The sequence below is a fragment of the Novipirellula aureliae genome (assembly GCF_007860185.1).
GTDB classification, from domain to species: Bacteria; Planctomycetota; Planctomycetia; order Pirellulales; family Pirellulaceae; genus Novipirellula_A; species Novipirellula_A aureliae.
Map to the genome: position 1 here is coordinate 583,087 of NZ_SJPY01000006.1, position 22,717 is coordinate 605,803.

Sequence of the window (22,717 nt, forward strand, 5' to 3'; positions counted from 1 at the left end):
GTTGTGCGAAAAATCGCCTCATGGTAGAATTTTGCCCTGGATAAAAAGAGCCGATCTTGGCTTAGAACGGGTGTTTCTCGCACCATCACTCCTGTTAGGACAGCACGTTGGCAGACGACGACAATAACAACGAAGAAGGCCAAGATGAATCGACCTCCCCCGAGCAATCGGGCGGTCCCGAGCAATCAGGCGGTAATTCAGGCAATGGCAATGGCAATGGCAATGGCAATGGCAATGGCAATGGCAATGGCAATGGCAATGGCAATGGCAATGGCAATGGTAACGGCAACGGCAACGGCGGCGATATCCCCGTAGGCGGGTCGGAAGGCGGGGCGGGCGCGTTTCGAATGATCGACTTGCCGATCGAGGACGAGCTTCGCGAAAGCTACCTGACCTACGCGATGAGCGTCATTGTTAGTCGAGCGCTACCGGATGTCCGTGACGGACTCAAGCCAAGTCAGCGGCGGATCTTGGTGGCGATGAATGATTTGAATCTCGGGCCGGGCAGCAAACGAGTCAAATGTGCAAAAATCTCAGGTGATACCTCGGGTAACTACCACCCCCACGGCGAAAGTGTGATCTACCCGACGTTGGTTCGGATGGCCCAAGAGTGGAATATGCGGTCATTGTTGATCGACAAACAGGGTAACTTCGGTAGCGTTGCGGGATTGCCACCTGCCGCGATGCGGTATACCGAAGCGAGGCTCAGCGCGGTCGCTGCGGCCATGCTCGGAGATTTAAAACTCGATACCGTCGACTTCATTCCTACCTATGACGAAGTTCGTACCGAGCCGACGGTGCTGCCAAGTAAATTTCCGAATCTGCTCATCAACGGCAGTGGCGGGATCGCCGTCGGGATGGCGACGAGTATCCCGCCGCACAACCCGAGCGAGGTTTGTGAGGCTCTGATTCAATTGATCGATCGTCCCGACATGACGATTGATGAATTGTGCGAAATCATCCCCGGTCCTGACTTCCCGACCGGCGGGATCATCTGCGGACGTGCTGGAATCCGGCGAGGCTACAAGACAGGACGCAGTACCGTTGTCGTGCGCGCCCGTTGCCGTATCGAAGAGATGAAAGGCGGGCGTTCGCGAATCGTCGTGACGGAGATCCCTTACCAGCAATACCGTGATCGCGTGATCGAAAAGATCGCGGCACTCGTCAACGGCGAACGGATCAAGGGCATCTCGGCAATTCGCGATGAAAGCGACTTGAAGGAGCCGGTTCGCTTGGTGATCGAGCTGAAACGCGATGCCGATCCTGACGTGGTTCTCAACCAGCTCTACCAATTCTCGCCGCTGCAAGACACCTTTTCGCTGATCTTCTTGGCGCTCGTTGATGGGAAGCCGCGAGAACTCACTTTGAAGGAAATTCTACAAGAGTTTCTGCGGCATCGTGTCACCGTCATTCGTCGTCGGACCCAGTTCTTGCTCGCCCGTGCTCGCCGCCGAAAACATACGGTCGAAGGCTTGCTTTTGGCGCTCGCGGATATCGATAAAATTATCCGCACGATTCGCGAAAGCAAAACTCAGCCCGAAGCGAAGCAGCGTCTGATGCAAATCGAATGCCCCGCGGCGATGATGAGGCGGGCGCTCGGCGATAGCGGTTTCGACCAATTCGTACTCGAACGCGGAGAGGCCGAAAACTATACGCTGACCAGCGTCCAAACCGATGCCATCATGCGGATGACGCTCGGCCAATTGGTCAATCTCGAACAGGAAAAACTGATTGGCGAACACACGGCGTTGCTCGAGGAGATCACTGATTATTTAGATATCTTGTCGAGCCAAGCTCGCATTAATTCGATCATCAAAGAGGATTTGGAAGAGATGGTTCGGCGGTTCGGCGACAAGCGGCGAACCGAAATTAGTATGGAGGAACTCGGCAATATCGATCTTGAAGATCTGATTACCGAGGAGACGATGGTCGTGTCGCTCAGTCATCGCGGCTATATCAAACGCACGCCGACAAGTGTTTACAACACACAACGCCGTGGTGGGAAAGGACTCAAAGGGGCAAAGACTGACGAAGAGGATCCGATCGAGCACTTGTTTGTCGCTAGTACTCACGCCTACCTGTTGTTCTTGACGACGACAGGAAAAGTGCGCTGGCAAAAGGTTTACGACTTGCCTCAATTGGCTCGCGACTCCAAGGGCCGCGCCATCGTCAATCTGCTGAATCTCAGCGACGATGAGAAGATTGCCGAATGCTTGGCCGTTCGCGACTTCGATCAAGCTGGCTACTTTGTCGTCATGGCAACCCGAAGTGGATTGGTCAAAAAGACGCCGCTTGAACAGTACAGCCGCCCTAAGAAGAATGGCATCATCGCCATCAAACTTCGTGAGGGCGATGAATTGGTCGATGCCGCCGTCATCGGGCCGGGCGACGAAGTCGTTCTGGTGACCGCATCCGGTATGGCGATCCGCTTCCGCGAATCCGATGCTCGCCCGATGGGCCGAAACACCTCAGGCGTGAAAGGCATCCGTCTCTCCAAGGGCGACAGCGTCGTTGGTATGGTCGTCGCCGATCCCGATGCGACGTTGTTGACTGTCTGTGAAAATGGCTTCGGTAAGCGGACCTTCTTCGGCCCCAACGCAGCCGTCGAGATAAGCAATGGTTCCAACGACGGTGACGATGATGAAGAAACAAGTGAAGATTCCCCTGAAGAGGTGTCTGAAGAGGAGAATGGCTCTTCCAGTTCTCGCTATCGCACACAAAAACGTGGCGGCAAAGGCGTTCGAGATATTCGTACCAGCGCCCGAAACGGTAGCGTTATCGGTATCGCTCGCGTGAACGACGACGATGAGCTGTTTATGATGACCAGTAAGGGCAAGCTGCAACGGATCAAGGCAGCCGATATCAATGTGATCGGTCGCAATACACAAGGCGTTCGCATTATGAACGTTGATGAAGGCGACAGTTTGATCGCCGTTGTCCGCGTTCCGCCCGAAGAAGAGTCCGACGCCCCGATCGAGCCAGTGGCCGTCGAGGGGAACACGGTTGAAGGTCGCGTCGTTGACGGTGATGCGGTTGAAGGTAACACGACGGAGCCACCGGCAAACGAAGGACCAACCGAGAGTTAACCGGCCTGTCAATTAAATCGGTTTGACTCGACTAATTGTTTAACGCCAAGCCATAGGCGACCACTTATGGAAAAGCTGACGCCTTCGGCTAAGCGTTAAACGATTAAATCGACAGCCCGTAACGCCAAAACGGCTAATACGCAGACTGTTTTTCGAGCAATGAACGTAAACGCTTTAAGGCGTAGACGTTAGCAAAACAATTTGCAAGCCCATGAATCATCCGGGCTAGGGACAACGGCGTCAGGGAGGGAAGAATGTCTCGCTTGGCTTTGATAAAACGGCTTGTTTTGCCGAGGTTTATTTTGGAACGTCCGATTGCCGATGCACCGACAACATTCTTTTCGCCCTGCGGTGCCTGAAAAACCTATCCTTCGGTACTTGGGATGGATGAATCAACCCACGGATTCTTCGGTGGAGCCAAATTCAGAGGCGTGGATCTTGCCAAGGATCCTTCCGCGCAGTGATCTTTAGTAAGGCAGGGGATCTTTAGTAAGGCAGGGGATCTTTAGCAAGGCAGAGGATCTTTAACAAGATCCACTGCCTCCAAACTCTCATGGTTCTAAATCGGTTTTCTAAAGAATCGCGAGCGGGTTTCGTTTCGATTCGAGCGTGCCTCGGGTGACTCCTAGCCGGTTGGTCGCTTGTAGCGTTCGCCACACTTCGCCACCCGATAACTCTCCGGCAAGGAGTTTTTGGTAGGTGTCGACGACTTGCTTCGATTCGGTCGCGTTTTGTTCGAGCAACTCGATACGATACCAGTTGACACCACTTCGTATCAGATCGGCAACGATTTCCGAACCGCTTTGCGCGGTCGCGTTGTAAAGGGTATTGCGGCATGCAACATCCGCTTCAAGCGGATGCTCGGCCCCGACTCGGTCGCGCAGCTTGACAAGGTGCCGATCGCAGGGGCGTCCGCAATTGCTCTTGTTCGTGCCTGGTGACATGACGCTACAAAACACACAATGCTCCATATGAAACATTGGCATGTGTTGATGGATGACGACCTCAAGTTGACTTGTTCGAATCGAAGCGACCAGGTCCATTAATTGGTCGCGATTCAAATCGTAGGACGCGGTTACCCGCTCGGCTCCCTGGTCGATCAACCATTCGGCAGATCGATGATTTGCGGTGTTCAATGAGAAGTCGGCGACCAGAGGTTTTGCGGTTTCACGCAAATGCCGCAGCGCCGCCAGGTTTCGCACGAGGAAACAATCGGCATCGAGTCGTTGAAGAACCCGCAGCAAACCCATTTCTCCTGGCTTTTGGATTCGCACGTTAGCAATGCCAATTCTCGCTCCATTGTCATGAGCGATTTGAACAGCGTCTTTGTATTGCCGAACGTCGTGAAGGTCGGTGTAGATGAGGCATGAAGGGTTGCATTTCGAAACAGCCTCGATTTGTTCGAGCCTGCGGCACAGGACAGCCAAAGATGGTTGGCTCAGTGGGGGGGCAATTGGCGGTGGTTCATTCCCCAATGGTTCAAGTAATGCTCGGCCTGCGGTGGCATTGATACTCCGCAATGTCGGAGTGGAGAGTTTTTTTGTAAGCGCATCGGTTAGTTCACGCCGGAGTTGGTTCAGTAGACTCGTCGGGACCATTGGTTCCCCAACGATCGTTGCGTGAAGGGTTCGCAGTTCGAATGACGTGCTTCCCATACGGCCAAGTTTTTCGCGAAGCAGGGTCTCGTCGAGTGGATGTTTGCGAGCGACCTCGAGTTTCTGATCGCCTTCGACATCAATCGATATGCCATTCTCTGTCACAGCAGAAAGCCGTAGCGTTTGGCCGGCTTCGGCGTGAGCGGTGACGTCAATCGGTTGGCGACGTCGGGAATCTTGACCTGAGAAACTTTGCCGCAAGCGTCGATTGAGTTTGGGGTCGTCGTTTTTATAGACGGCATCGCCCGTTTGGACGTTTAGCCAATCGATTTCGCCTCGCCCGAATCCAATCCAGACCCGATCGTTTTGCTTAGCCGATTCGAGGCGGTTTCCATTGTGGTCGTCCAGTGAATAAATGCGTCCGCCTTGGATCGAGATGGATGAGTCGGCTATCCCGGTCGGTTCAATTGCCAATCCATCACCGAGGGATACCGGTGCATCGACGATTAGGCAAAGCCGCTCCTTCTTTACGGCGAAGACTTCGCCGAGTCGGATGCCACGTTTGGCCGAGTGGACGCCGGGAACCAAGCGTTTGTGATCGTTGCCTTCCATCCAACCTGGCGAGAAACCGCGTGAAAAGGAGAGTTCCATTTCTTGACGGGCTGTTTGATCGACATGCACTTTTCCAGTGCTCGTCACATCGTCGATCGCTCGTCGATAATGCCCGGTAATGTTGGCGACATATTCGGGTGTCTTCAATCGACCTTCGATTTTTAGGGAGGCGACTCCAGCATCGATCATATCGGGAATCGCGGCGTAGCCGGCTAGGTCTTGCGGGCTAAGCAAGTAGCGGACCTCGCCGAGATCACGATCTTCGCCATCGACAATTAATTCATATGGCAACCGACAGGCCTGGGCACAATGGCCTCGGTTCGCACTGCGACCGCCCAGCGATTCGCTCGTCAAACATTGGCCACTGTAGGCCACGCACAATGCACCATGAATGAAGCACTCGACCGGCATGTCGGTTGCTTGGGTGATTTCTTTGATTTCGTTTACCGACAACTCGCGAGCCAAGACGACGCGTGACAAACCAAGATCGGAGGCAACTTCGATGGTTTCGGCGCTGGTCAAGCTCATCTGGGTGGAGGCGTGGATTTCCAAATCGGGGCACACCGCTTTGATTATGCGTGCGACGCCAAAATCTTGGACCAAGACGGCATCGACGCCTGCGGTAGCGACTTTTTCGATGATCTCAATAAGCCGCGGCAATTCGCAGGGGAAGGCTAGCACATTCATCGTCACATAGCCGCGTACACCGCGAATCCGTAGCCAACTCATCAATTCATCGAGGTCGGCAAGGCCAAAGTTCTTGGCCCGAACACGTGCATTGAAGCCGCAGTCGAGTCCAAAATAGATTGCGTTGGCGCCGTTTTCGACCGCCGCACGGGCACATTCCCAATCCCCCGCCGGGGCAAGTAACTCAATCGGATGGCTCGGTAGAGGCTGGCTGGTTCGGTTCATGCACTAAGTATGACAGGCGGGTGGACGTTTGGGAATTGCAAGAGTTCGTGGGTTGGGAGATCGCTGAGATTGGCTAAGATCTAAGGCCAATGCAATGGATCTTGATAAAGATCCCTGTCCACCTGGATCTTTAGCAAGAGGATGATCGGTTGAAGAAACAAGAACGTGCGGACTTGGTTCGCCTGCGTTTGCAGGCAATGTATCCTGATCCGCCAATCCCGCTTGACCATCGAGATGAGTTTACATTGCTCGTTGCGGTGCTCTTAAGTGCCCAGTGTACGGACAAGAAGGTGAACGAGGTTACGCCGGAATTGTTTGCTGTCGCAGGGACGCCCCAGAAAATGCTGGAACTCGGCGAAGCAGAGATTCTGCGATTGATACGACCGATCGGATTGTCAAATTCGAAAGCAAAGAATTTAATGAAATTGTCTCAGCGCTTGGTCGAGCATCATGACTCCGCCGTGCCCCGTACATTCGAAGAGCTCGAAGCCTTGGCAGGCGTTGGCCACAAAACAGCCAGCGTTGTCATGGCACAGTCGTTTGGTGTGCCGGCGTTTCCAGTCGATACACACATCCACCGACTGGCCCAACGTTGGGGTTTGACGAGCGGCAAAAGTGTTACGCAAACCGAAATGGATTTAAAAAAGTTGTTTCCAATCGAATCCTGGAACGATCTCCATCTGCAGATCATTTACTATGGCCGCGAACATTGCACGGCTCGCGGTTGCGACGGAACCAAATGTGAAATTTGTCGTGAATTGTATCCGAAGCGAACCAAGGCGGTTGTTTGCCAAAAGCCCTCGTAGCGGGCTTTAGGCCCCTTCGCGACGAATCAATTCAACCAAGCTATCGGCGGACGTGAATTTGCCGACCACGCTCGTTTGAGGAAACATCAACTTAGGGATGGTTCCCTTTCCGACTCGATTGTATATCTCAACATGCTTAGCGATATACTTTCCAGGTGTCCCCGATGATAGTTCCGCGTTGATTTTTTCAGCGTCGACAAGGGATGCCACTTTTGCTTTTGCCGCCGCATACGTTGGCGGCGTTTTGCTTTGGAGCATCCAATTGTGGAATTCTTCAAACGCGGCGGGGTCGACCCGCCAAACTGCGATCGCAAGACTCGTTACCTCGCACGATTCACGATACATCGGGTTGGTAATGCGGATGCTGGAATTGCAGGCGGCATTCAGTGGAACGGGCAACAACATGACAGCCAAGTCATCGCCTAATTTCTCCCTTGCACCTGCCACTGCGGCGTAGGTTTCGCGGCACGAAGGGCAATAGTAGTCAAAAACTTCGACAACCACGTACTTGGCATCGTCGCGGCCAAGATGCGGCCACTGGGCTAGGTTTAACTTGATCGTTCCACCTTGGATCGCTGCGATTCGAGGAGACGCTTCCGCTGGCTTGGCTCCCTCATCAGCCACGATTGCCGACACCACCATCGTGGGATCGAGCAAAATCGGTTGGTTCGGAATGTACTTGGCAACAAATTCCGACAGAGGCGTCCGAGTTTGGCGATGCGTTGTTATCGGGGCCTCGAATAAGTCGTCTCCTGAAGACTCTTCGCCAGGTGCCGTCAGCTCCGGTGAAATACTGCTAGGCGGAGCAAACTCGAAACCGTCCGACTCGGTTTTTGCAGGTACTTCAAATCGCTCGATCCGGTAAGTTTCAGGCGGTGTCGTCAGGAATTGCCCCCCGACAAGGATAGCTAGGCCAGCCAAGCTTAGGCTCGCTGTCGCCGCCATCGCTTTTCCTCGTAAAGGGCTCTTGGCTAGCATTGTTCCCGCAGCAACCAACCCGCAAACATGAGCGGTCATGCAATAAACGCAAATATGTTTAAGAACCAAAAACTGGATGCCTACAAACCAAATGGCACTCAGCCCAGCCGCTAACGCGGTGACCGTCACAACGGTCCATCCGACTTTCCGAACCGATCGGCTACAACGCTGTGTGCTCCCCGCGACCAAAGCGGCGGCCATAACGAGGTAGATTCCGATTGCAAACAGACTGACGGGAATTCCAAACCAAATGGACCAGCGACTGCTCGAGACGCTGTCGCAATCGATCCACCCACCGCCACCACCGCAGCCAGCAATCGGGGACGATGTCAAATCAGCCCAAAGCAAATATCCACTGCATCCGAGAGCGACCGCAATGCAAACGGAGAGAATGAGTGTGACGGTTCGACCGGGCAATGATTTGATGTCATGAAACAGCCATTGGAAGGTTGTTAGCCGACCCGATTTGGATGACCGTTGAGAAGGGGTTGCTGAAGAGGCCGCGTGGAGTCCCGAGTTTGTCGTGCTTGAGGAAGTCATAATCTGTTCGAGGTTGGTGCAGGCTGGTTAAGAGGTGGTTCTGCGGGGCATTCTATCACTTTTGGCCTAATCGTCATACCTCGATTGTCGAATGATTTTCGATTAGTCACGATACGCGACGTGGCATGCTTTGCAGTTCTGTTCGATCGCCTTCATGGCATGGTCCAAGCGACTCGATGTCTCTTCCGCATCCTCGCTTCGGACACCTGCTAGGAGATGCTCAATGTCGCGAGCCGCGGATTCCGATTCGGTTAAGAAACGCCGAAAATCCACGCTCTGACTATCCTCCGACTCATCACGGAGAAGCTCCGTAAAATGCTCCCGTAACAGCAAGGCAACATGCGGTGGATCAAGGTCGGGATGATCGGCGGGTGTTTGCCAGTTTGCCGCCATGATTTGTTTCAAATGATGATGCGTTTGGTCGAGTGCGACCATGCCTTCCACAATCCCTGCCACTCTAGCGACTTCAGGGAAGTTGGGTAACATCTGGTCGAGGATCTTTGTATCAAGCGGTTTTGTTTGAGCAACCGATTCGTACAGGCCACGATAACCAGGGTTCGTCTGGGCGATGCGTAGAACGGTGGCTGCATCGTCAGGTGAAATCAGGCCAGCGGCAACGCATGCTGCACTGGCCGCCGCGGGACTGCGATGCTTCCCGTGATGGCAATGAATGTACACGATCCCATCAAGATCCCGAACCGCTTTGGCAAGCTCTCGAATCCGAACCTCGGAAATACCGTCGTACCCGTGCGGCAAATGGATATACCTCAGCCCCCATTGTTTGGCCGCTGCAAGATCTGGTTTCATTCCATCGACGCTAATAATGGTTTTTACACCCCGTTCGGATAATTTCCGGAACGCGTCGGCATTTTCTGGCAAGCCGCCCGAGATGACTTTTGGATGAACCTGTACCGGGTTTGGGACAAAATCGGCATTCAGTGTTCTGGGATGAGAAAGCGGCTTTGGATTGGCGATTACGCCATCGTCCTGAGCCAGCACAGCACTCGAATATGCTAGACAGGTCCAGGCCAAGCCGGCCGCTGCGGAAACGAACGATAGGGTGGTGTACAAACGCGGGTTTCGTTTCATGGAAGTGTGCCCATTCTAGTCGTTGATCATTTCGCCCATTAAGTAGCTTTTCAAGCTTGCTGTCAATTGGCTCACACAAGGGCTTAGAGCACGGCTTCGACGATCACGGCTACGCAGTGGGCGGACGGCAAGATGGACTTTGGTGCCTTGCCATTTGCGACCGGGTGCCCCCGAGGCATCGCCCCGCACCTGCTCACTTAGTGTCAAATTTGCTTCGAGGGTGATATGGTGATCGACTTTCCTGCGGCCGCCTTCGGAGCAGACGGCGTTGACTTTAAGCGAAAGTTGGTTTTCGGTAACCCGAATGATCTCGGCATCGTGATCGGCAATAAATCCGCGAAGTTTTTCGATCGCCAGTGCCGCAGGTACAGGCGTGAGGATATCAAACTCGCAGTTCTGCTTTCCTTCGGCTCGAGCGAGCAAGCCAAACCAAGTTCGCTTTGGAGCAGCGGTTTGCTCGACCGGACGATTCCCGGCTCCAAGTTGAATCACTCGGTTGCGACCGTTGTCTTTTGCCTTGAGCAGAGCTCGGTCTGCCCGAGCCAAAATGGTTTCAGGTGAATCGCCCGCTTGATATTCCGTCACTCCGAAACTGGCGGTGACCGATTCATTGCCAAGGCTCGGCAGTGGAGTTCGTTCGAGAGCGGTGCGGATTTTCTCTGCGAGTTTCGTGGCCGTAGCGTTGTCGCAGTGATTGGCGATTAGCAAGAACTCTTCACCACCATATCGGGCCACCAGATCACCTTCACGGCTGTGGCTTTCCAAGATCGATGCGAATCGAATCAATGCTTCGTCACCTGCCGGATGGCCGTGCACATCGTTGACTCGCTTAAAGTGATCGATATCGCAAATGATCATGCTAAACGTTGGACCGCCCGATGCGGTCAAGGCCGTCGCAGCGGCAAGGGTCTCGTCAAAGTGGGCCCGGTTCCCAATCCCTGTCAACGGATCGCGAGTGGTTTGATGGTGAAGGGACTCCACTTTCTGTTCAAGGGATGCTTGGTCGGAGAGATCTCGAATCACGATCAGTGTCCCACAGGACCCACGCGACGATGCACGTGATAACTCATGCGCGGAGGCGGATACCGGAGAAACTTGCACATAAACAGGAATCGGTGATCCGCCTGGCTTCTCTAGCACCATCGCTCGACAGACCGATGCCCCTGACTGTAAACATTGCTCGATCACACAGCCAGCGTCCGATCGAGCATCTTCTTGCTCGCGGAGCCGAATGCTCTCATCGTTCCAAGTCTTTCCTACGATCGCTTCGGCTGCAATCGACGTCAAACGTTGCATCGCATCGTTCCAACGCAAGATCGTCCCTTCGGCATCCGTGAAGGCGACGCCATCCTTCATTTTGCCGACCAAGGCATTAAAGAAAGGTGAATCGCTATTTCGCAGGGAGCCCATTCGGTGACTCATTGCGACACCTTCGCTCGAGCGGTTGAACGTCGACGTCCAAAGACCTGATGTGGAGCTCTCATTAAGCTGGTTTAGCCAACGCTCGGTGACCACGCCTTGTAACAGTTCCGGTCGGTCTTCGAGCATACGGCTAAAATCGATGACCAATTCAGGATCGAACTGCGACCCCGCACCATTTGCTAATTCCTTAATTGCCAGTTCGCGGCTCATCGCATTGCGGTAAACATGATCGGTCGTCATTGCATCAAACGCATCTGCAATCGCTAACATTCTCGACCCGATCGGTAGGGCATCACCACGAGGACCCTCTTCAACGCGGCGGCTGTCAAACCATGTGTTCGCATGAAAGACAATGTCCAGAAGTTCGTGGTCCGTCGTGCAACCGCGAAGAATTTCACAACCAAGTCGGGGGCAGCAATCCATCGTCAATTGCTCTTCGACGGTTAGTTTGCCCGGTTTGCGGAGGATGCGGTCGGGGATGCCAACCTTCCCCAAATCGTGTAGGAGTGCCGCCACTTCGATGCGATCACGAGCCGGTTCATCGAGTCCCAGTCGATGTGCCCAAGAGGAACAGGAAAGGGCCACACGTAAACTGTGGGCCGCTGTTGGGATATGCTTTGCACGCAAACAGAAATACAACGATGTCGCAACACCTAGCCGAACCATGGCGAGCCGATTCTCAAACTTCAAGTCGGCTGCCTGGGAATGGCGTTTTGGGTTCTCGTCAGCGGTAGGCGCGGCGTCCTGAAGACCCGCAAGAAGTGCTTCAAGTTTGGACGTGTTGCCCGGTATCAATTGGCCTTCTGTCGGACAAACGGGGATGGAAGCACCCGTGGAAGGGCCGGTTATGGGAGTTGTGTCAATCATTCGAACAGCATGGTGGAGCGAGCGATGAAGTGCGAGTTTATAGAAAGCCTAGGTCGCATTTGAACGAGGTGTTATCAAAAGGATATAAAAAAACTGGCAAAAACTGACACCCACTCGTTCCCAGGCATCTACCTGGAACGCACCGCAAACCAAGGCTCCGCCCTTGCCTGCTCCTACGCTTGCCCTGGCACGGGTCCGCCACCATCCGGTCCCCAGGCAGGGGCTAGCGGCCTGCTGATTTAATCGGTTTGACTCGATTTATTGTTTAACGCCAAGCCATAGGCGACCGCTTATGGAAAAGCTGACGCCTTCGGCTAAGCGTTAAACGATTAAATCAGCAGGCCGCTAGTAACGAATCACGATTCCATCGACGATTTAAGATCGGCTAACGCTTTCCGCTCAGGCATCGCTTTGTAGAGCGGGTCGAGTGGATAACAGCCACTAACGATGCCGTTTCTCGGTGCGGTTGTGCAATCGCTAAACGTCCGGCAGATCTTCTTGCGGGCCAGCGTTTTTCCTGCCAATACATCGGCGGGCAATTCAGGATACGACAAAACCATCCGTCCAAGACCGACGATGTCGACCATGCCGCTGCGGACAACCGCTTGGGCCACATGGGGAAGCCAGTCTTGCAAATACGAATAGCCACTGCCGACGATGATCAAATTCGGGTGCATCCTCTTGATTTCAGCCGTTGCCTGTATGTGCCGCTCCACCCCCACCAAGGGGTCTTCCGGCGGTTGGTAGCCATCGCTTGGTGGAAAGTATGCTGGGCGGGTCAGGTGAGGATTGTAGTATGGGCTTCCCGCCGTCGTGCACACCAGCTCAATGCCTAGTTTTTCAATGAGACTCATGAGTTGTTGCGGTTCGCTCAGGTCGATACCCAGGCCCGTCCCATCGCCTCCGAATACCAAGCGTGGATCGGCTAATTTATCTGGCACGCCAATCCGATCTTCACCGCGGCAAAAAGGAACAAAATCGAAAACGCTAACCCTGACGCCCAATTCCAAACCCACCGCTTCTGCGCGAATGCCAGCAACGATATCTCTTAAAAAACGAGTTCGATTTTCGAATGAGCCGCCAAATTCGCCACGCCGATCAAAACCGGATAAAAGCTCATGGCCCAAATATCCGTGACAATGCTTGATATCGACAAAATGGTAGCCCGCTTTCCTTGCATGGACAGCCGCTGCGATAAAGTCATCAATCAAGCGTTTTAAGTCATCGTCGCTTAGAAGTGTTGAGTCGTCGGTGATCTTGAGTCGTGGATCGAGTGCTGGGTTTCGCTGTGCGATTCGTGGTTCCGCTTTCGTCTTGTCGTTTGGTTTGGCAAAACGACCGGAATGAGTCAATTGTAAACCGACTCGCAAATCGTCGCTGCTACCGACATGGTCTTCATGAGCAGCCACCAACGTTTGGCGAAGTGATTCGATTGACGAAAGATTTGCGTCGCTCATCATCAACTGGTTCGGATTGGCCCGTCCATCGTTGCGAACCGCGACGGCTTCACCTCCCCAAATCAGTTTTGCTCCACTGAGTCCAAAGTGGGTCCAGCGGCGGCGAGTTAAATCGGTGGGTTGGCCATCGGTTGTCCCGTCCCAGCCTTCCATTGGCAGGATGCAAAATCGGTTGCCAATCACCCCTGACGTTAATTCGATGGGTGCCGCCATGGAGGATTCAGACGCGGACTGAAGCTCATGATCGCTGGGAAGATCTAGGTCGAGTTCCCGCAAACGATCTCGAAAAGCACCGATCGTTTTTAAGCTGGCTATGCGAGGGTAGACCATCGGTGGATATCCAAACAGAATGAGGCAGGAGGAAGCGATACAAGAGGCCCAATGTTAGCAAATCGATTGCTGTCTTGGGATGGGCTTCGAGTCGTCCGCCAAGCGAGAAAGGACGCCGGAATGCAATGGGATCATTGGCGACTTTTAGCGATTGTGTAGATTTGTTGGAGTTTAACGGTCGTGGGTGACGATGAGGTTTGTACTGTCTGTAACGTTGCCGCGCACTTTGCCAGCCCGGTGACGATCAAAAAATCACAAACGGCTTTGGGATATCTGTCGATGCGGTTACCGAAAACCTCCTGCCTGTTACTGTCGTTATCGCTTTTCGCAGCGGCTGGCTGCGTTACTCCGTTTGGTTGCGACCCAACCAATCAATGCAACGCTAGCTGTAGTGCCAACGGACCGATCGCGTTTGGTCGCTCGGGCGGGGGCTGTGGAGACTGTGAAGGTTGTGGCGAACTTTACGTGGATCCTTGGATCAACGAGCGAGCCGATTGTTCCGATCCGTGTGATGCCTGTGGCAACCACAACGGGCAATCCTGCGGCAAATGTCGCAGTGTCTTTTCAGGTATCGAGAGTTTGTGGGGATATCGCTGTGGGGATGACACCGAATGCTGTGGCACGGGCGGCTGCGGAGGATCATGCGGCAGTTCCTGTGACGGGAGTGGCGGATGCGAATCGTGCGGAGGGAGCCAAACGTACATGTCGCAAATTCCCACCCCAGCGGGTGAGGTGATCATGATGGACGAATCAGACGGCTATTCGAGTGGTTATTCAGGTGAAAATTACCAGCCGACTCGCCAGCGAAAAATATTTCAGCCCAAATAGCAGCATCCATCGTAGCGGCGTCCATCGTAGCGGCGTCTCTCCGAGACGCCGAACAGCGGCATGCATCGTAGCGGCATGCATCGTAGCGGCATGCATCGTAGCGGCATGCATCGTAGCGGCGTCTCTCCGAGACGCCGAACAGCGGCATGCATCGTAGCGGCGTCCATCGTAGCGGCGTCTCTCCGAGACGCCAAAAAAACCTTCGTTCGGGAAAAGGATAATCGCTGAGCCAAAAGAATCTCCCTTTTTACTCCTTTGACAGCGATCGACGGGTCAATACAATAGGAACAGAGCGAGCGAGTGCTTCGCTGAGCCCCATCCTGCCTTTCGGTTCTTGTTAGAGAGCCATTTTCACGAGACTATTTGTATGATCCTACTGACTTCCGTTCTCGGCTTTATATCGCCAGGCCCTATGGAATTAGCGATCATTTTGGCGATCATGCTTTTACTTTTCGGCGGCCAGAAACTACCGAGCTTGATGCGAAACTTGGGGAAGAGTGCCAACGAATTCAAGCGTGGCATGAGTGAATCGCTCGAAGACGACGATTCATCGGACTCCAAAAACGAGAAAGCATCCTAGCATGTTTGGACTCTCACCATTCGAGTTGATGGTGATCGGAGTCATTGCGGTCGTCCTATTTGGCGGCAATCTCCCCGAGGTTGCACGCAAATTCGGAGGTAGTTACCGAGAACTTCGACGCACGCTCAACGACGTCCAGCAACAATTCCGCAATGCGGAATTTGAGGCCCAAAAAACGCTGACCTTGGATGATTCAAAAAAAGTCGCCAAGGAAGACGCCGTGGATGACGAGCCCGAGGAGCCGTCCGTTCCAAAATTCAAACCTCCCGTCTAGGCGAGAGCATTTTCATGAAACGTGGAGATCGATCGATCTCGGGGGCGATTAGCTCAGTTGGTTAGAGCGCCGTGTTCACACCGCGGAGGTCACAGATTCGAATTCTGTATCGCCCATTGTTGTACGAACGATTGTTTTTCTTATAGCCGAAACTAGTATTTTGTTACCGTCTGGCGTTCAGGCGTGCGGCATTTTTACCACAGCACAAAACGGTAGTTACCGTTTTGCGCACATGGAAAGGATGTTTCACTATGCCAAGACTGCGAAATGCTGTCCCCAAGTACCGCAAACACAAAGCAACCGGTCAAGCCGTTGTCACGATTGCGGGTTTTGATCACTACCTTGGGAAGTTCAACTCTAAAGCGAGCCGAATGCTCTACGATCGGCTGATTGGCGAATGGCTTGCAGCCGGTCGCCAAGGCCCGCCCCCAGATCCCGATGCGTTCACGATCACCGAGTTGATTGCTCGCTATTGGAGATACGCACAGGCTTACTATCGCCGAGCCGATGGAACTCCCACCGATACCGCCGAAAATATGCGGCCAGCGTTCCGTGTTTTGAGGAAAACGTATGGTGACACGCCAGTGGATGATTTCGGCCCGATCGCGCTGAAAGCTGTCCAGCAGCAGTTCGTTGAGCTTGGACAAGCTCGCAAATACGTCAATGAAAACATTGACAGAATCAAGCGTATGGTGCGTTGGGGCGTTTCTGAGGAACTTGTCAACGAATCGACTTTGCGACGACTGGAGACAGTTAACGGGCTGCGCAAAGGAAAGACTACTGCACACGATAACCCTGAGATCCCGCCTGTTGACGATGAAGTCGTTGACCTGACCCTACCGCATTTGCTACCTACCTTGGCCGACATGGTTCAGATTCAGCGGTTGACTGGAGCCCGACCAGGGGAAGTTTGCATCATGCGAGCTGGAGATTTTGACCGTCGCGGCGAAACGTGGGTTTTCGTTCCCGAAAGGCACAAAACCGAACACCATAACAAAAAGCGAGCAATAGTCATCGGACCAAGAGCACAGAAGATCCTTGAACCGTATCTGAATCGCGATGACTTGGAATACTGCTTCAAGCCGTCTGAAGTGATCGAAGAACAATTGGAGGATCGACACACGAAACGAGTGACACCGCTCTCGTGTGGATGCAAACCAAGCAAACGAAAACGCCGACGCAAGCGAGCACCCGGCGATTGCTACACGAACGATTCGTATCGCCGAGCGATTCATCGAGCTTGCGACCGGGCGTTCTTGCCGCCCGCCCCGTTGGCAAAACTAAAAGGTGAGTCAAATAACGCTCGCGTGAAACGCTTGACCGAAAAGCAACGCGATGAACTGAAAGTGTGGCTAAGCGATCATCGGTGGTCGCCAAATCAACTCAGGCATTCGATGGGGACGCAAACTCGAGAAGAGTTCGGAATAGAAGCGGTGGCTGCTGTGCTTGGACACAGTCGAACCGATACGAGCGAAATCTACGCATTGCGAAACCTGAAACTTGCTGCCGAGGTTGCGAAAGCGATCGGTTAGCGGCAATAGTTTTGGTTTGATCCGCCCAAGTGATCCTTGGGCACTCCGACGATAACGTGACGCAAATTTACGCCGAAAAGGCGAGAGAGGTAGCCCGAATGATCGGATAGCGTCATAATAGCAACATGCCACCGGCGACGGTCGGATGGCATCAATAACAATCGCCGCGCGACGGTGCGGTGGTTTAGGCCTCGTTGGCCGCTGGCGGTTTCTCTTTGTACCTCCAGCGGTCGCGATGCCGCCAAACAAAGAGAACAATGAGTATTATTCATGCCTGCGGCGTGTTGGCAGCCGATGTATTTACGAATGCTGAAGTGCTTTCCTTGCATTCTTATGAATTGACGAAGATTCCAAAGCGTGACACTGATCGAACTCGCTGCATGGTGAAATGCTTGGCAAGTGTAGTGTCATCCCACCGTGAACTAAACCCACTTGTGACGCTTGAGGTCCAACAGGACATTGGCAGATCTGCGACGAGATTAAAACGGCATCCTGATTTGCCTGATCACTGTTCGTCGGCGTTCTCGTACGCAATGGAACTTGGTTTGGAAATTTCTGTTCGAGCGGTCATGGGGATTTGGCCGGATTCCGACACCTGCATTGACTCATTTTTTGATGACAGCCGCTGGGTTGCTTTGCTCCAGTTGATTACATCGGATCCGAAAAAAGCAGCATTTGTCGACGATCGTTCTCGCATTCTGTTGCCGGAAGTTGTTCCGTTGAATCGAAACTACCGAGAATTGTCTTGCCTCGTTCAACGAGAAACGAACTATTACGAGACCGAAAACCATCCAATGGACGACGATACTATTTGCATTTTGGAATACGACTACAGCTCGGTATTGTATCGTGGCCAGAGCTACCAACTCAGGGAGCATGAAGCCAAAGTTCTGGAGCATATGTGTCTTACCCGTGCGCCCGTGCAAGACACTACGTTGGTTGCGGTCGCGAATCGTGAAGGAAGGCTACGTGACGTGTTCCGCAGCGCGAGCAATAAAACAAACAAGGTTTTTGGTGACGTAATTATCCCTCTTATCGAAGGCGGTGCAAGAAAAAACGGTTGGAGAGAACTCGTGTCAAAGAAAGTTTGGATAAAAACTGAGGATTCCCAGAAACAACCCCAGTTTTGACCCCACCACACCTTGAATACTACCAAGCATCACCTTTTACGGCGTTGCTTGGCTTACTGAACAAACCTCGCAACGTCACCCCACGTTCGCGAGGTTTTTTCATGGGCAAAGAGAATCAAGTAACCGACGATCTTCGAATTCGTTTCTCCACAGCGGCGAGACAAATCCCCCACATCACTGGCGAGTCGGTCCACGTCAGTGCCATTCATCGTTGGGCGACGCGAGGGCTCGCTGGCGTCAAGTTGCGTACTGAGTACGCCGGCGGACACAAACGCACGACCATGCGGTGGATTCGCCAATTCTTTGCCGAAGTGACCGCGGCGAAAACGGGTGAGCCAGTGCGAGCTGACACAAAAAGCAGCTCGCAGTCGCGGCAAGAGAAAGCTCGCAAAGAGCTCGAGGCCGCAGGCATCTAGTGAGCAATCTCACTCGGCAACACTCAACTCTTGAGTGTTCTTAAACAGTTTCTATCACCAATTACAAATGAGAAAAGAATGAAGATCCAGTTTTCACACTTTATGCCAAGCGTCACAAAAGCAAACGCCGACGCCGTGGCGTTAGCCGCCTGCGTCTACGCCACTCCCGGCATTGAGTACCTCGACAATGAGACAGCCAAATCATTTCTTGGCAAGTTAAGCGAACTTGCAAACGTTAGTCGCGGCGACATCAGCCAGCTATCACTAGCCGTTAGGAAAAAAGGTTACACCTCTCTGCGTCAGAGTGTTGAAATCACTTTTCGTACTGGCGTTGTTGGCACATCCGACGCGGAAAACACTTCGCCAGAGGCGTTACTTATTCAATCATCGTTCGACAAATTTGCTGCGGCAGTAATGGGATTTAGTGGTGCGGACGTTACCAACAAAATCCTAGAAAGCACTGCAAAAGCAATCAAGAACTAGGCGGATCCCAGGCAATCACTGACATCCAAATAAACAACTTACAACTTACATCAAAAAAGAAAGAAACATGAGTACCACAGTTAGCCCACAGCTCGATGCGGCAAGAACAATCGCAGCGGAGAGAGAGTCAAAAGCTTTGAACGAAAAAGCTAAGCAGTTGGAACTTGCTCGCAAGATCGCAATAGCGATCGTCGATGAAAAGCGACCGCCTTCGCCAAATGAAATTGTCGCGGCATGTGATGACCTTGGCGTATCTGTTGACTGGATGGACGAATGTGTCAACGCCTACGAACGTCGCCAGCAGTGGCACGAACTCCAGGCCGAAATTCAGACGGTCAGCGATGAGATCCTCGATAATAACATGCGACGACGTGAAGCGAGAACTCAAGTCGACACTTTGGAAAAAGAGCATTCGGCCTTAGCGCATCGAATTGAAACCAGTGATTTTGTCGGAATGTCGCTTGAAGACAAGATAGCGTTTCACAGCAAGGCCAGGATGATGCGAGGTGAATGCTATTCGCTTAACGACATCATCCGATTGCGATCCGCCGAAACCAAGCGGCTGGAGTCTGTTGTCGAGAAGCTGAGATCCAAAGCGTCGGCGATTGATCCCGGCAGCGATCCCGGCAGCGGTCTTGAATCGCCACAAGACTTTGCCTTGCCGGCTGTCCGCTAGAAACAACCGTAAAACGCAGAACCCTCGGTCTATTGGGGACCGAGGGTTGCGTTTCTTCTGTTTAGCGGCGAACAGGCCGTCTTCTTCAAGGAAACAGTATTATGACGGATCGAATACAAAAGTCAAACCGAAATAGGTTTGCAACCAAGCCACCAGGTGCTCTTTCCGAAGTGCTTTCGGCAATTGAGCTTCTCTTATGCCTGTTGAATAGTTCTGCCCAACGACATCCGCAAAACAGGATCGAAGCGGCGCAACGGTCGAGGTGGCAACGATGACACAAATCCAATGCGATGGATCACCGCTAAGTGTCGTCGCAAATAGCAAGGGAAAAGGCCAGGGCGAAAAGGCGATGTTGACCGAAGCACAAGCTCGGTCAATTGCGGCACTTCTATTGTCGTTGCCGAAGCATCCAACAAAAAAACGCCTTGCTGTTGTCAGCAAGACGTCTCGTGATCGTCTCCCCTGTTCAAGGAAACTAAGTGAAGTATGACGGATCGAAACAATAAGTCAACGCAAAATCGGATTGCATCTAAGCCGCCCAGGCAGCCAGGAACGTTGGGCGAAATGCTAACGGCCGTTCTGCTCTCTCTTATGTATGCCGAGCAGAACGGCACCAGTGCAGCCTATCAATGGGATGCTGCGAGGGATGAAGCGGCGCGACGATGGAGGCGGAACAAATGAAACTCGGAACCACCACCCACCCAAAATTCTGCCGGCTAATGCGGCACCTATCGCTATCGCGGTATTGTACCGTTGGCGTCCTAGAGTCGCTATGGATGATGGCATCGCAATTCACCGACGACGGTGACTTGTCACGGTTCTGCGCCGATGACATCTCCGCTTACATCGACTGGCCCGGCGATGCGGAACAATTGGTCGACGCGTTGGTCGATTGCGGTTGGCTCGATCGCGACGGAGGCAATCTGATCGTTCACGATTTCGATGATCACAAGCCGAATTTCATCAACGACAGAATCAAAAAACGCGAACAACGAGCTGCCGCGAAAGCCAAAAAAGAGGCCGAAAAAGCCGACGCCTCAAGAGTGTCCCGGGACTGTCCCAGGACATCCCAAGACAATCGGACGGAATCGCCCCTATTCCAGTCTATTCCAGTCCAGCCAAGCCAAGTCGATTCAAGAAATAAAGCTCCGAGCGTTTCAAGCTCCGAGCCGGCCTTGTCCCAATTTCAATTTCCGGTAAAAGCCAAGGGTGGCGGAACGTGGACGTTGCCGATGGCTAAGCTCGATGAATACATCGACACCTACGGGGATCGGAAATGGGTTGATGCGGAATTGCGAAAGGCTCGGCAATGGTGCAGCGACAACCGCGCGAAACGAAAAACGCCCGGCGGGATGCTCGGCTTCATTGGCCGGTGGCTCGCAAAAGCAAACGACACGGCGCGACCACGGACGCCCGGGGCATCATCCGACGATGATTTGCCGGAAATGGAGATGCGTTTCGCGTCGTCCAAGCGATCGGGGGTATCACGATGACCGAACCGCACCCAGAACAAACGAAAGACACCGGAACCGTAGACATCGGAACCGTAGACATCGGAACCGTAGACATCGAAACCGCCTTGTTGTATTCGGTTCTGATTGACCGGCAGCAGATTCATGTTGCCCGGTCGATCGTCAGCAGCGACGACTTCACCGGGACGCGTCGGCTATTGTTCGCCGGAATTTCGGACTTGGTTGACGCAGGAGGCGATCACGGGGACATCACCCAGCTAATGGCTCACTTTCGGTCGAAGAACGTCGTGTCGAAGATCGGAGGCGCGGGAGCCGTTGCGGAGATTTTACAAAGTTCCGCGATCCCCGTGAACGCGTCCACCTACGCCCGCAAAATCAAAGCTGCCGCAAACCGCCGACGCGTTGCGGCGATGCTTACAGTCGCGTCGGATCGGATCGCCGACCCAACGGATTCATTCGATGAGATCATAGACAGCCTGATGTGTGACGCGTCGGCGATCCGAGCAACATCGAGCACCGCGTCGACGGTCTCGATTTACGAGGCAGGTTTACAGGTGCTTTCGCACGTCAATGCCGACTCTTCCGGCGAAGTACTTTCAGGGATTACGGCTATCGATGGCTGTTTCGGTGCGTTCGCCCCCGGAACCTTGACGACAATTGCCGCGCGAACATCGATCGGCAAAAGCGGGTTGTGCCTTCAAGCCGCGAACAACATCGCGCTAGCCGGTGGCCGTGTTCTTTACCTTTCCCTCGAAATGCCCGCGATCGAACTGGCGTTTCGATGCCTTGGGAATACCGCGAAGGTCGATAGCCAGCGGATAGCGAACCGCGACATCACCGAGGACGACCGCGTCCACCTGATCGATGCGTTGGAAAAATACCGCGACGCCGGTCTGTTCATCGATGACAACCCCAATCAAACCGCCGCTGGCATCGCATCGGCCGCCCGCAGCCGAGCCGCGTCGACAGGGTTGAACGCTTTGTTCGTCGATCATATCGGCCTGATCGGTTATCCGCCGGGCCAAAAGCGAAACGAGGCGATCGCCGACGCGTCGCGGTCGATGAAACGATTGTCGAAGGAATTGAACATCCCGGTTTTCATGGCTTGCCAGATCAACCGCAAAGGCGACGACATCAAGAAAGATGAGCGACCCCGCCTCAGTCACTTAGCAGACTCGACTTCGATCGAAGCCGACAGTGATAACGTCATCATTCTGCATCGGTCCCGGCCCGCCGATCCGATCACGACGTTCGCATTCGAAAAGGTTCGGAACGGTCGAAAGGGAATCCGCATGATGAAAATGGACTTGCCTTCTACTTGGTTCGTCGATGCGGATTCACCAATACAAGATCACCCCAACTATCAAGACGACTTCGCGGAATTTGCACAATGACCACCATCACCAACACCATCACCCCCACATTCCGCGACCAGTCCGCCGACTACGTTTTCGTGGTCGATGGTTCGGGTTCAATCATTCGCGTCGTCTACCCTACCGGCGATGCGTTCCTACGCCGATCACAGGACGATTGAGGTCACTTGACGTATGACACCGACCAAACGATCAAACGCTCATTTCAACAAGAAAACTCCAGACCCAGGGTTTGGAGTTTCAGAAGGTCACACCGCCC

21 protein-coding genes and 1 tRNA gene are annotated in these 22,717 nt (G+C 53.4%); 16 read left to right on the forward strand and 6 right to left on the reverse strand.

What is annotated here, in order from left to right:
* Nucleotides 1-347 precede the first annotated feature (347 nt).
* The gene (gene gyrA / locus Q31b_RS19930; RefSeq protein ID WP_390622339.1) at nt 348-3,086 is read left to right on the forward strand and encodes a DNA gyrase subunit A; all 2,739 of its coding nucleotides are present in this window, start codon (nt 348-350) and stop codon (nt 3,084-3,086) included.
* Between the two features lie 572 nt (nt 3,087-3,658).
* On the opposite strand, the gene Q31b_RS19935 is transcribed toward gyrA, so the two are convergent.
* Nucleotides 3,659-6,205 (reverse strand): DUF3656 domain-containing U32 family peptidase, encoded by a 2,547-nt coding sequence (locus Q31b_RS19935; protein ID WP_146601378.1) that lies wholly within the window; start codon nt 6,203-6,205, stop codon nt 3,659-3,661.
* A 149-nt stretch (nt 6,206-6,354) separates the two neighbouring features.
* Here Q31b_RS19935 and nth point away from each other — a divergent pair, with 149 nt between their 5' ends.
* Nucleotides 6,355-7,011 (forward strand): endonuclease III, encoded by a 657-nt coding sequence (nth, locus tag Q31b_RS19940; RefSeq protein WP_146601379.1) that lies wholly within the window; start codon nt 6,355-6,357, stop codon nt 7,009-7,011.
* A gap of 6 nt (nt 7,012-7,017) precedes the next feature.
* On the opposite strand, the gene Q31b_RS19945 is transcribed toward nth, so the two are convergent.
* The 4 genes from Q31b_RS19945 to Q31b_RS19960 all read right to left on the reverse strand — a co-directional run bounded on the left by Q31b_RS19945 (nt 7,018) and on the right by Q31b_RS19960 (nt 13,694).
* Nucleotides 7,018-8,406: a vitamin K epoxide reductase family protein gene (locus tag Q31b_RS19945; protein ID WP_197171898.1), complete on the reverse strand. Its 1,389-nt coding sequence runs from the start codon at nt 8,404-8,406 to the stop codon at nt 7,018-7,020.
* A 225-nt stretch (nt 8,407-8,631) separates the two neighbouring features.
* Nucleotides 8,632-9,618: a hypothetical protein gene (locus Q31b_RS19950; RefSeq protein ID WP_146601381.1), complete on the reverse strand. Its 987-nt coding sequence runs from the start codon at nt 9,616-9,618 to the stop codon at nt 8,632-8,634.
* A gap of 15 nt (nt 9,619-9,633) precedes the next feature.
* Nucleotides 9,634-11,907: a sensor domain-containing diguanylate cyclase/phosphohydrolase gene (locus Q31b_RS19955; protein ID WP_146601382.1), complete on the reverse strand. Its 2,274-nt coding sequence runs from the start codon at nt 11,905-11,907 to the stop codon at nt 9,634-9,636.
* A 356-nt stretch (nt 11,908-12,263) separates the two neighbouring features.
* On the reverse strand, nt 12,264-13,694 hold the full coding sequence (locus Q31b_RS19960; protein ID WP_146601383.1) for an oxidoreductase: 1,431 nt from the start codon (nt 13,692-13,694) through the stop codon (nt 12,264-12,266).
* 180 nt (nt 13,695-13,874) lie between these two features.
* Between Q31b_RS19960 and Q31b_RS19965 the strand changes: the two genes are divergently transcribed.
* Nucleotides 13,875-14,522: a hypothetical protein gene (locus Q31b_RS19965; protein ID WP_146601384.1), complete on the forward strand. Its 648-nt coding sequence runs from the start codon at nt 13,875-13,877 to the stop codon at nt 14,520-14,522.
* Here the strand turns inward: Q31b_RS19965 and Q31b_RS28495 are convergent.
* The gene (locus Q31b_RS28495) at nt 14,510-14,674 is read right to left on the reverse strand and encodes a hypothetical protein (protein WP_197171900.1); all 165 of its coding nucleotides are present in this window, start codon (nt 14,672-14,674) and stop codon (nt 14,510-14,512) included. The two genes, Q31b_RS19965 and Q31b_RS28495, sit on opposite strands and share 13 nt — an antisense overlap.
* Before the next feature lie 215 nt (nt 14,675-14,889).
* Between Q31b_RS28495 and tatA the strand changes: the two genes are divergently transcribed.
* The 13 genes from tatA (at nt 14,890) to Q31b_RS28500 (ending at nt 22,619) form a co-directional block, all read left to right on the forward strand.
* The gene (tatA, locus tag Q31b_RS19970) at nt 14,890-15,102 is read left to right on the forward strand and encodes a twin-arginine translocase TatA/TatE family subunit (protein WP_146601385.1); all 213 of its coding nucleotides are present in this window, start codon (nt 14,890-14,892) and stop codon (nt 15,100-15,102) included.
* Between the two features lies 1 nt (nt 15,103).
* Nucleotides 15,104-15,376 carry a Sec-independent protein translocase subunit TatA/TatB gene (locus Q31b_RS19975; RefSeq protein ID WP_146601386.1) on the forward strand — a complete coding sequence of 91 codons (273 nt, stop codon included), beginning with the start codon at nt 15,104-15,106 and terminating at the stop codon, nt 15,374-15,376.
* A gap of 42 nt (nt 15,377-15,418) precedes the next feature.
* A tRNA-Val gene (locus tag Q31b_RS19980) sits at nt 15,419-15,492 on the forward strand.
* Between the two features lie 135 nt (nt 15,493-15,627).
* Nucleotides 15,628-16,908, forward strand: a complete 1,281-nt coding sequence (locus tag Q31b_RS19985) for a site-specific integrase (RefSeq protein WP_146601387.1) — start codon at nt 15,628-15,630, stop codon at nt 16,906-16,908.
* A gap of 533 nt (nt 16,909-17,441) precedes the next feature.
* A complete protein-coding gene (locus Q31b_RS19995) occupies nt 17,442-18,038 on the forward strand; it encodes a hypothetical protein (RefSeq protein ID WP_146601389.1) in 597 nt (198 codons plus the stop codon).
* Nucleotides 18,035-18,454: a DUF1580 domain-containing protein gene (locus tag Q31b_RS20000; protein ID WP_146601390.1), complete on the forward strand. Its 420-nt coding sequence runs from the start codon at nt 18,035-18,037 to the stop codon at nt 18,452-18,454. Before Q31b_RS19995 ends, Q31b_RS20000 begins: the two co-directional genes overlap by 4 nt.
* Nucleotides 18,455-18,484: 30 nt before the next feature.
* Nucleotides 18,485-18,937: a hypothetical protein gene (locus tag Q31b_RS20005; RefSeq protein WP_146601391.1), complete on the forward strand. Its 453-nt coding sequence runs from the start codon at nt 18,485-18,487 to the stop codon at nt 18,935-18,937.
* 67 nt (nt 18,938-19,004) lie between these two features.
* Nucleotides 19,005-19,613: a hypothetical protein gene (locus Q31b_RS20010; RefSeq protein ID WP_146601392.1), complete on the forward strand. Its 609-nt coding sequence runs from the start codon at nt 19,005-19,007 to the stop codon at nt 19,611-19,613.
* Nucleotides 19,614-19,884: 271 nt separating this feature from the next.
* Nucleotides 19,885-20,103: a hypothetical protein gene (locus tag Q31b_RS20015; protein ID WP_146601393.1), complete on the forward strand. Its 219-nt coding sequence runs from the start codon at nt 19,885-19,887 to the stop codon at nt 20,101-20,103.
* Nucleotides 20,100-20,294 carry a hypothetical protein gene (locus Q31b_RS20020; RefSeq protein WP_146601394.1) on the forward strand — a complete coding sequence of 65 codons (195 nt, stop codon included), beginning with the start codon at nt 20,100-20,102 and terminating at the stop codon, nt 20,292-20,294. The genes Q31b_RS20015 and Q31b_RS20020 overlap by 4 nt, the downstream gene beginning before the upstream one ends.
* On the forward strand, nt 20,291-21,106 hold the full coding sequence (locus tag Q31b_RS20025; protein ID WP_146601395.1) for a hypothetical protein: 816 nt from the start codon (nt 20,291-20,293) through the stop codon (nt 21,104-21,106). The genes Q31b_RS20020 and Q31b_RS20025 overlap by 4 nt, the downstream gene beginning before the upstream one ends.
* Entirely contained in the window at nt 21,103-22,479 is a 1,377-nt protein-coding gene (locus tag Q31b_RS20030) for a replicative DNA helicase (protein WP_146601396.1), read from the forward strand. The genes Q31b_RS20025 and Q31b_RS20030 overlap by 4 nt, the downstream gene beginning before the upstream one ends.
* A complete protein-coding gene (locus Q31b_RS28500; protein WP_197171905.1) occupies nt 22,476-22,619 on the forward strand; it encodes a hypothetical protein in 144 nt (47 codons plus the stop codon). The genes Q31b_RS20030 and Q31b_RS28500 overlap by 4 nt, the downstream gene beginning before the upstream one ends.
* Nucleotides 22,620-22,717: the final 98 nt, after the last annotated feature.

Coding starts and splice junctions, on each gene's coding strand:
- gyrA (WP_390622339.1), top strand. CDS start 348: ATGATCGACTTGCCGATCGAGGACGAGCTTCGCGAAAGCTACCTGACC.
- Q31b_RS19935 (WP_146601378.1), bottom strand. CDS start 6,205: ATGAACCGAACCAGCCAGCCTCTACCGAGCCATCCGATTGAGTTACTT.
- Q31b_RS19950 (WP_146601381.1), bottom strand. CDS start 9,618: ATGAAACGAAACCCGCGTTTGTACACCACCCTATCGTTCGTTTCCGCA.
- Q31b_RS19955 (WP_146601382.1), bottom strand. CDS start 11,907: ATGATTGACACAACTCCCATAACCGGCCCTTCCACGGGTGCTTCCATC.
- Q31b_RS19960 (WP_146601383.1), bottom strand. CDS start 13,694: ATGGTCTACCCTCGCATAGCCAGCTTAAAAACGATCGGTGCTTTTCGA.
- Q31b_RS28495 (WP_197171900.1), bottom strand. CDS start 14,674: ATGCATGCCGCTGTTCGGCGTCTCGGAGAGACGCCGCTACGATGCATG.
- tatA (WP_146601385.1), top strand. CDS start 14,890: ATGATCCTACTGACTTCCGTTCTCGGCTTTATATCGCCAGGCCCTATG.
- Q31b_RS19975 (WP_146601386.1), top strand. CDS start 15,104: ATGTTTGGACTCTCACCATTCGAGTTGATGGTGATCGGAGTCATTGCG.
- Q31b_RS19985 (WP_146601387.1), top strand. CDS start 15,628: ATGCCAAGACTGCGAAATGCTGTCCCCAAGTACCGCAAACACAAAGCA.
- Q31b_RS19995 (WP_146601389.1), top strand. CDS start 17,442: ATGGAACTTGGTTTGGAAATTTCTGTTCGAGCGGTCATGGGGATTTGG.
- Q31b_RS20010 (WP_146601392.1), top strand. CDS start 19,005: ATGAGTACCACAGTTAGCCCACAGCTCGATGCGGCAAGAACAATCGCA.
- Q31b_RS20015 (WP_146601393.1), top strand. CDS start 19,885: ATGACACAAATCCAATGCGATGGATCACCGCTAAGTGTCGTCGCAAAT.
- Q31b_RS20020 (WP_146601394.1), top strand. CDS start 20,100: ATGACGGATCGAAACAATAAGTCAACGCAAAATCGGATTGCATCTAAG.
- Q31b_RS20025 (WP_146601395.1), top strand. CDS start 20,291: ATGAAACTCGGAACCACCACCCACCCAAAATTCTGCCGGCTAATGCGG.
- Q31b_RS20030 (WP_146601396.1), top strand. CDS start 21,103: ATGACCGAACCGCACCCAGAACAAACGAAAGACACCGGAACCGTAGAC.
- Q31b_RS28500 (WP_197171905.1), top strand. CDS start 22,476: ATGACCACCATCACCAACACCATCACCCCCACATTCCGCGACCAGTCC.